The organism is Vibrio sp. V12_P9A6T4 (assembly GCF_963874835.1).
Classification (GTDB): Bacteria; Pseudomonadota; Gammaproteobacteria; order Enterobacterales; family Vibrionaceae; genus Vibrio; species Vibrio anguillarum.
The window spans coordinates 20,203-29,401 of record NZ_CAWNJO010000062.1 but is presented as its reverse complement, the minus strand read 5'-3'; the positions used below and the strand labels follow the sequence as shown (position 1 = coordinate 29,401).

At 45.4% G+C, this 9,199-nt stretch carries 8 protein-coding genes; all 8 read left to right on the top strand.

Translation table 11 applies throughout. From position 1 onward, the window contains the following. Positions 1 to 1,184, top strand: a 1,184-nt coding sequence (gene tuf / locus AACQ42_RS10740; protein WP_017044244.1) for an elongation factor Tu, incomplete at its 5' end; no start/stop codon positions are given. A 253-nt stretch (positions 1,185 to 1,437) separates the two neighbouring features. Beyond that, positions 1,438 to 1,818: a preprotein translocase subunit SecE gene (gene secE / locus AACQ42_RS10735; protein ID WP_026027616.1), complete on the top strand. Its 381-nt coding sequence runs from the start codon at positions 1,438 to 1,440 to the stop codon at positions 1,816 to 1,818. Between the two features lie 12 nt (positions 1,819 to 1,830). Next, positions 1,831 to 2,379, top strand: coding sequence for a transcription termination/antitermination protein NusG (gene nusG / locus AACQ42_RS10730; RefSeq protein WP_013857954.1), 549 nt, complete (start codon positions 1,831 to 1,833; stop codon positions 2,377 to 2,379). A gap of 133 nt (positions 2,380 to 2,512) precedes the next feature. Beyond that, positions 2,513 to 2,941 (top strand): 50S ribosomal protein L11, encoded by a 429-nt coding sequence (gene rplK, locus AACQ42_RS10725; protein WP_010318965.1) that lies wholly within the window; start codon positions 2,513 to 2,515, stop codon positions 2,939 to 2,941. 4 nt (positions 2,942 to 2,945) lie between these two features. Beyond that, the gene (gene rplA, locus AACQ42_RS10720; protein ID WP_013857952.1) at positions 2,946 to 3,647 is read left to right on the top strand and encodes a 50S ribosomal protein L1; all 702 of its coding nucleotides are present in this window, start codon (positions 2,946 to 2,948) and stop codon (positions 3,645 to 3,647) included. A 288-nt stretch (positions 3,648 to 3,935) separates the two neighbouring features. Next, positions 3,936 to 4,424: a 50S ribosomal protein L10 gene (gene rplJ / locus AACQ42_RS10715; protein WP_094133759.1), complete on the top strand. Its 489-nt coding sequence runs from the start codon at positions 3,936 to 3,938 to the stop codon at positions 4,422 to 4,424. A gap of 60 nt (positions 4,425 to 4,484) precedes the next feature. After that, on the top strand, positions 4,485 to 4,850 hold the full coding sequence (rplL, locus tag AACQ42_RS10710; protein ID WP_010318962.1) for a 50S ribosomal protein L7/L12: 366 nt from the start codon (positions 4,485 to 4,487) through the stop codon (positions 4,848 to 4,850). A 252-nt stretch (positions 4,851 to 5,102) separates the two neighbouring features. Then, entirely contained in the window at positions 5,103 to 9,131 is a 4,029-nt protein-coding gene (rpoB, locus tag AACQ42_RS10705) for a DNA-directed RNA polymerase subunit beta (protein ID WP_010318961.1), read from the top strand. The last annotated feature ends 68 nt before the right edge of the window (positions 9,132 to 9,199 follow it).

The window sequence follows — 9,199 nt, the reverse complement described above, 5'->3', positions numbered from 1 at the left end:
TGTCTAAAGCAAAATTTGAACGTACGAAACCGCACGTAAACGTTGGTACTATCGGCCACGTTGACCACGGTAAAACAACTCTAACTGCTGCTATCTGTACTACACTTGCAAAAGTGTACGGTGGTGAAGCGAAAGACTTCGCATCTATCGATAACGCTCCAGAAGAGCGCGAGCGCGGTATTACAATCAATACTTCTCACGTAGAGTACGATACACCAGCACGCCACTACGCACACGTAGACTGCCCAGGACACGCTGACTATGTTAAAAACATGATCACAGGTGCTGCGCAAATGGACGGCGGTATCCTAGTTGTTGCTGCAACAGATGGCCCAATGCCACAAACTCGTGAGCACATCCTACTTGGTCGCCAAGTTGGTATTCCTTACATCATCGTATTCATGAACAAATGTGACATGGTTGATGATGAAGAGCTTCTAGAGCTAGTAGAAATGGAAGTTCGTGAGCTTCTATCTGAGTACGATTTCCCAGGTGATGACCTACCAGTTATCCAAGGTTCTGCACTAGGCGCACTAAACGGCGAAGAGCAGTGGGAAGCGAAAATCATTGAACTTGCTGAAGCGCTAGACACTTACATTCCAGAGCCTGAGCGTGCAGTAGACCAAGCATTCCTACTACCAATCGAAGACGTATTCTCAATCCAAGGTCGTGGTACAGTAGTAACTGGCCGTATCGAGCGCGGTATCCTACGTGTAGGTGACGAAGTTGCGATCATTGGTATCAAAGACACAATCACAACGACTTGTACAGGTGTTGAGATGTTCCGTAAGCTGCTTGACGAAGGTCGTGCAGGTGAGAACGTTGGTGCACTTCTACGTGGTACTAAGCGTGATGAAGTAGAACGTGGTCAAGTACTAGCGAAACCAGGTTCAATCACTCCACACACTAAGTTCGAGTCAGAAGTGTATGTATTGTCTAAAGATGAAGGCGGCCGTCATACACCGTTCTTCAAAGGCTACCGTCCACAGTTCTACTTCCGTACAACGGACGTAACAGGCGATATCTCTCTACCAGAAGGCGTAGAGATGGTAATGCCAGGTGACAACATCCAAATGGTTGTAGAGCTAATCGCTCCAATCGCGATGGATGAAGGTCTACGTTTCGCGATCCGTGAAGGTGGTCGTACAGTAGGTGCTGGTGTTGTTGCTAAAGTTATCGCTTAATTGCTGATTTAGCCGTTTAAATACGAATAGTATTTGACTAACGACTACCAAAAAGGGCATCATTTGATGCCCTTTTTCTGCACTAAATTTGGCCGTTGTCGATTTGTTGGTCGATAAAGCCAGTGCAAAGGATTTAAGATAGAGACATTTCTATCTTGATGAGTATGTATAGGTAGCTTTACCTGTGCTATGGATTTGCCCTGCAACAGCGGGGTTGTTGTCGTCTATGTTAAGACTTGTAACAGGTTGGTTTATGAAAGCAAACAATGCTGAAATTCCTGATAGCTCAAGTGCAGCAGACACATTTAAGTGGATTGTCACTTTTGCTCTGTTAGCTGCCGCTGTTGTGGGTAATTACCTGTATGGTGAAATGTCTGTAGTGCTTCGCGCTGCAGGTGTGGTTGCGCTGATTATTGCAGCACTCGGTGTTGCTGCGACAACCACAAAAGGAAAAGCGGCGATTGCGTTTGCGCGTGAATCTCGTATGGAAGTTCGCAAAGTGGTATGGCCGACACGTCAAGAAACCATGCAAACAACATTAATCGTTTTAGCTGTAAGTATCGTAATGGCTCTAGCACTTTGGGGCATCGACGGCATTATGGTTCGTCTTGTCGCTTTCGTGACTGGGGTATAGAGGGTTTAATACATGAGTGAAGCTCCTAAAAAACGCTGGTATGTAGTTCAAGCCTTCTCTGGATTTGAAGGCCGCGTAGCGCAATCGCTGCGTGAGCATATCAAGATGCACGCAATGGAAGAATTCTTCGGTGAAGTTCTTGTTCCAACCGAAGAAGTTGTTGAAATGCGTGCAGGTCAACGCCGTAAAAGTGAGCGCAAGTTCTTCCCAGGCTATGTATTGGTACAGATGCTCATGAATGATGAGTCCTGGCACTTAGTTCGTAGTGTTCCTCGTGTAATGGGTTTCATTGGTGGAACCTCCGATCGTCCTGCACCTATCACTGACAAAGAAGCCGATGCGATTCTTAATCGTCTAGAGAAAGCGAGCGAAGCTCCGCGTCCTAAGACGATGTTTGAAGCAGGTGAAGTGGTTCGTGTTAATGAAGGTCCATTTGCTGATTTCAACGGCACCGTTGAAGAAGTGGATTACGAGAAGAGCCGCATTAAAGTGTCAGTATCTATCTTTGGTCGTGCAACTCCTGTTGAACTTGAGTTTGGCCAAGTCGATAAGCTTGATTAAAAAAACACCTTTTAGGGTTGTTAAGGGCGTGAAATGTGATTATAATTTCGCGCCTTATTTACACGTCTTTATGACAAAGTAACCGGGGAGCTGATCAGCTGATTGGCGTTTGTACCCACATTTAGGAAATATCATGGCTAAGAAAGTTGAAGCTTATATCAAGTTGCAAGTTGCATCTGGTATGGCGAACCCAAGTCCACCAGTTGGTCCTGCACTAGGTCAACGTGGCGTTAACATCATGGAATTCTGTAAAGCGTTCAACGCAAGAACAGAATCAATGGAGAAAGGCTTGCCTACTCCAGTTGTTATCACTGTATACAGCGACCGTTCTTTCACGTTCGTAACTAAGACTGCTCCAGCAGCTGTTCTTCTGAAGAAAGCTGCAGGCATCAAGTCTGGTTCAGGCCGTCCAAACACTGAAAAAGTGGGCACGGTTACTGATGCTCAAATCCAAGAAATTGCAGAAGCGAAAGCGGCTGATATGACTGGTGCTGACATTGAAGCGATGAAACGTTCTATTGCGGGTACTGCTCGTTCAATGGGCTTAGTGGTAGAGGGTTAATATCATGGCAAAACTAACTAAGCGTATGCGCACTATCCGTGAGAAAGTTGACGCAACTAAAGAATACGAAATCAACGAAGCTGTAGCTCTTCTTAAAGAACTTGCAACGGCTAAATTCGTTGAGTCTGTAGACGTTGCTGTGAACCTTGGCATTGATGCTCGTAAATCTGACCAAAACGTACGTGGTGCAACTGTTCTGCCACACGGTACTGGTCGTGAAGTACGTGTTGCAGTGTTCACTCAAGGTGCAAACGCTGAAGCGGCTAAAGCTGCTGGTGCAGATTTAGTGGGTATGGAAGATCTAGCTGAGCTAGTGAAGAAAGGCGAAATGAACTTTGACGTTGTTGTTGCTTCTCCAGATGCAATGCGCGTTGTAGGTCAACTAGGTACCATTCTTGGTCCTCGCGGTCTAATGCCAAACCCTAAAGTTGGTACTGTAACTCCTAACGTTGCTGAAGCGGTTAAGAACGCTAAAGCAGGTCAGGTTCGTTACCGTAACGACAAAAACGGCATCATCCACACAACTATCGGTAAAGTTTCTTTCGAAACTAACCAACTTCAAGAGAACTTAGAAGCTCTTCTAGTTGCACTTAAGAAAGCGAAACCTTCTTCTGCTAAGGGTACTTACCTGAAGAAAGTAAGCATTTCTACTACGATGGGTGCTGGTGTTGCTGTTGATCAGAACACGCTAAACGCTCAAGCGTAATAATACATTTGATTAGGTGTGGAATTTGTGTATAATTCTGCGCCTAATATTTGTGGTTGGGGCTGATTTTAGTTCTTAGAACTATGACCCAGTCTCCGTCCAAGACCGTAGGCGTTATTTGTCTGTTTGATAAATGACTTAATCGTACCTACGTAGATGGTGCCCGAACTGACAGAAAGCATAATTTATTTTTTGAATAGATAAACTTTCTTCTGGGACTGCACCGAAATAACTCTCACTGTTGTGATAATAGTGAGTGGTGTAACGACAACCAGGAGTAAATCCAAGATGGCTTTAAACCTTCAAGACAAACAAGCAATTGTTGCTGAAGTCAACGAAGCGGCCAGTGGTGCACTTTCTGCAGTTGTTGCTGACTCTCGTGGCGTTCAAGTAGGCGCGATGACTTCTCTACGTAAACAAGCTCGTGAAGCGGGTGTTTACATGAGAGTTGTTCGTAATACTCTAGCACGTCGCGCAGTGGAAGGCACAGCTTACGAATGTCTACAAGACGTATTCGTAGGTCCTACTTTGATCGCATTCTCTAACGAGCATCCAGGTGCTGCAGCGCGTCTTTTTAAAGACTTCGCTAGAGAGAACAAGCACTTTGAAATCAAAGCAGCTGCATTTGAAGGCGTATTAACTGACGCAGAACTACTAGCGACACTACCAACTTACGACGAAGCAATCGCACGCCTAATGATGTGCATGAAAGAAGCTTCTGCTGGCAAGCTGGTACGTACTATCGCTGCTGTCCGCGATCAAAAAGAAGCTGCGTAATTCGCATTGCTTTTTATTGTTTGCTAAATAAACTTATTGTTGACTTAAAAGAGAATTGTTATGTCTATTACTAACGAGCAAATCCTAGATGCAGTTGCAGAAATGTCTGTAATGCAAGTTGTTGAACTTATCTCTGCTATGGAAGAGAAGTTCGGTGTTTCTGCTGCAGCTGCAGTAGTTGCAGGTGGCCCAGCAGCAGCAGCTGTTGAAGAGCAAACTGAATTCGACGTAATCCTAACTGCTGCTGGCGCAAACAAAGTATCTGTAATCAAAGCAGTACGTGGCGCAACTGGCCTAGGTCTTAAAGAAGCTAAAGCTCTAGTTGACGGCGCTCCAGCTGCAATTAAAGAAGCAGTTTCTCAAGCAGAAGCTGACGCACTTAAGAAAGAGCTAGAAGAAGCTGGTGCGACTGTTGAAGTTAAGTAATTATTACTTAATTTCTTAGCCGCAAGGCTAATGGCTGGTGGTTTATTGACCACCGGCCTTTTTGCGCTGTAGGGTATGGGTGAATTTTCCCGCTGTTTAGACGCTTATACTCGTGCAAAAGCACACAAACTATCATTTTTGAGTGATGTTGTGTTACTACAGTAAACAGCTGTTAGTCACTGTCCTATGACCCTTTATTTTTGAATAATTGGTGGGCAGTTTGGGTCACTTATCAGCGAGCTGAGGAACCCCATGGTTTACTCTTATACCGAGAAAAAGCGCATCCGTAAGGACTTTGGTACTCGTCCACAAGTGTTGGACATTCCATACCTGCTATCGATCCAGCTCGATTCGTTCGACAAGTTTATCGAACAGGATCCTGAAGGACAATACGGTCTTGAGGCTGCTTTTCGTTCTGTATTTCCTATTCAGAGCTATAACGGCAATTCTGAGCTGCAATACGTTAGCTATCGTCTTGGTGAGCCAGTTTTTGACGTTAAAGAATGTCAAATTCGTGGTGTAACTTATTCTAAGCCACTACGCGTAAAACTACGCCTAGTGATCTTTGATAAAGACGCGCCAGCAGGTACTGTAAAAGATATTAAAGAACAAGAAGTCTACATGGGTGAAATTCCACTCATGACAGACAATGGTACCTTCGTAATTAATGGTACTGAGAGGGTTATCGTATCCCAGCTGCACCGAAGCCCAGGCGTATTCTTCGACAGCGATAAGGGTAAAACTCACTCATCAGGTAAAGTTCTTTATAACGCACGTATTATCCCTTACCGTGGTTCATGGTTAGATTTTGAGTTTGATCCAAAAGATAACCTATACGTGCGTATTGACCGTCGTCGTAAACTGCCTGCATCGATCATTCTTCGTGCACTTGGTAAATCGACAGAAGAGATCTTGGATCTGTTCTTCGAAAAAGTGAAGTTTGAAGTCAAAGACCAAACTCTTCTTATGGAGTTGGTGCCTGAGCGCCTGCGTGGCGAAACAGCGTCATTTGATATTGAAGCAAATGGTACCGTTTATGTCGAAAAAGGTCGTCGTGTAACGGCTCGTCATATTCGTCAACTAGAAAAAGATAACGTTGATTTTATCGAAGTACCCGTTGAGTACATCGTTGGTAAAGTCGCTTCTAAAGATTATGTCAATGAAGCAACTGGTGAAGTCATCGTTAGCGCAAACCAAGAAATTAGCTTGGAAGCATTAGCGAATCTTTCACAAGCGGGCTATAAGAAACTTGAAGTTCTATTTACGAACGATCTTGATCATGGTCCATTTGTGTCTGAGACGCTCCGCATCGACAGTACGGTTGATCGTATTTCTGCACTAGTAGAAATCTACCGCATGATGCGCCCTGGCGAGCCACCAACAAAAGAAGCAGCCGAATCGCTGTTTGAAAGCCTATTCTTCTCAGAAGAACGCTATGACCTATCAACAGTAGGCCGTATGAAGTTCAACAGCTCAATTGAGCGTGAAGATGCCGGCGAGCTTGGTACGCTTGACGAAACTGATATCATCGAAGTGATGAAGAAGTTGATCGCCATTCGTAACGGCATTGGCGAAGTGGACGATATCGACCACCTTGGCAACCGTCGTATTCGCTCTGTTGGTGAAATGGCTGAAAACCAATTCCGCGTAGGTCTTGTGCGTGTTGAACGTGCAGTGAAAGAGCGCTTAAGCCTTGGCGATCTTGATGCGATCATGCCTCAAGATTTGATCAATGCGAAGCCTATCTCTGCGGCCGTTAAAGAATTCTTCGGTTCTTCACAGCTTTCTCAGTTTATGGACCAGAACAACCCACTTTCAGAAGTGACGCACAAACGTCGTATTTCTGCATTGGGTCCTGGCGGTCTAACTCGTGAGCGTGCTGGCTTTGAGGTACGTGACGTACACGTAACTCACTACGGTCGTCTATGTCCGATCGAAACGCCAGAAGGTCCGAACATCGGTCTGATTAACTCATTGTCAGCATTTGCACGTTGTAACGAATACGGTTTCCTAGAAACTCCGTACCGTCGTGTTGTTGATGGTGTGGTGACTGATGAAGTTGATTACTTGTCAGCTATCCAAGAAGGTCAATTTGTTATCGCGCAGGCAAACGCCATTCTGACTGAAGAAGGTACGTTTGCAGATGAGCTGATCACAGCTCGTCAAAAAGGTGAATCTGGTCTTCACCCTCGTGAACATGTTGACTACATGGACGTTGCGACCAACCAGGTCGTATCAATCGCCGCTTCGCTTATCCCGTTCCTAGAACACGATGATGCGAACCGTGCATTGATGGGTGCGAACATGCAACGTCAAGCGGTTCCAACGTTACGCGCTGAGAAGCCGTTGGTTGGTACTGGTATCGAACGTAATGTAGCGGTTGACTCTGGTGTAACTGCCGTTGCCAAACGTGGCGGTATGGTGCAGTCAGTTGATGCGTCTCGTATCGTAGTTAAAGTTAATGAAGATGAACTTGTATCTGGTGAAGCGGGTATCGACATCTACAACCTAACTAAATACACACGTTCGAACCAAAACACATGTATTAACCAACGTCCTACTGTGATGCCAGGTGAACCTGTAGCTCGCGGTGATGTCCTTGCTGATGGTCCTTCAACAGACCTTGGTGAGCTAGCGCTTGGCCAAAACATGCGTATCGCATTCATGCCTTGGAATGGTTATAACTTCGAAGACTCGATCTTAGTATCTGAGCGCGTCGTTCAAGAAGACCGTTTCACGACTATCCACATCCAAGAACTTTCTTGTGTGGCTCGTGATACTAAGCTGGGCTCTGAAGAGATCACAGCGGATATTCCAAACGTAGGTGAATCGGCTCTGTCTAAACTAGACGAGTCAGGTATCGTTTACATTGGTGCTGAAGTTAAGGGTGGTGACATCCTAGTTGGTAAAGTAACGCCGAAAGGCGAAACTCAGCTAACTCCAGAAGAGAAGCTACTACGTGCAATCTTCGGTGAAAAAGCCTCTGATGTTAAAGATACGTCACTGCGTGTACCAAACTCTGTTTCAGGTACCATTATCGATGTTCAAGTTTTCACTCGCGATGGCGTAGAGAAAGACAAGCGTGCGCTTGAAATTGAACACATGCAGCTAAAAGAAGCGAAGAAAGACCTTACTGAAGAGTTCCAAATTCTTGAAGGTGGTCTACTAGCGCGTGTGAAAGCTGTACTGATCAATGGTGGCTATTCTGAAGCGAAGCTTGATGCGATCGATCGTAAGAAATGGCTAGAACAAACACTAGAAAACGACGAGCTACAATCTCAACTTGAACAGCTTGCTGAGCAGTGGGATGAGCTAAAAGCTGACTTCGATAAGAAGTTCGAAGCGAAACGTCGCAAAATCACTCAAGGTGATGATCTAGCGCCTGGCGTTCTGAAGATTGTTAAAGTTTACCTAGCGGTGAAACGTCGTATCCAGCCTGGTGATAAGATGGCAGGTCGTCACGGTAACAAGGGTGTAATCTCTAAGATCAACCCTGTTGAAGACATGCCTTACGATGAAAACGGTCAGCCGGTTGATATCGTATTAAACCCACTAGGTGTACCGTCACGTATGAACATCGGTCAGATCCTTGAAGTTCACTTAGGTCTGGCTGCAAAAGGTATTGGTGACAAGATCAACCAAATGGTTAAAGAACAACAAGAGCTGTCTAAGCAGCGTGAGTTCTTACAGAAGGTTTATGATCTTGGCGATACGCGTCAGAAAGTAGATATTGCTGCTCTGTCTGATGGTGATGTTCGTACTCTTGTGAACAACCTTCGTGGTGGTTTACCGATTGCAACTCCAGTATTTGATGGTGCGTCAGAAGCATCAATCAAAGAACTATTAAGCCTAGCCGACCTACCAACTTCTGGTCAGCTAACACTGTTTGATGGTCGTACTGGTGATGCATTCGAGCGTCCTGTAACTGTCGGTTACATGTACATGCTCAAACTGAACCACCTTGTTGATGACAAGATGCACGCTCGTTCAACAGGTTCGTACAGCCTAGTAACTCAGCAACCACTTGGTGGTAAAGCTCAGTTCGGTGGTCAGCGTTTCGGTGAGATGGAAGTGTGGGCACTAGAAGCATACGGTGCTGCATATACACTACAAGAAATGCTTACTGTTAAGTCAGATGACGTTAACGGTCGTACGAAGATGTATAAGAACATCGTTGATGGTAACCATAGCATGGAACCTGGCATGCCAGAGTCTTTCAACGTATTGCTGAAAGAGATCCGCTCGCTAGGTATCAACATCGAGCTAGAAGACGAAGAGTAATCTTGGCGGTAAACCCTCTGGATTATCCTGGTAGAAAGGCGCTCGCCGAGCGCCTTTTAACTCCTTAC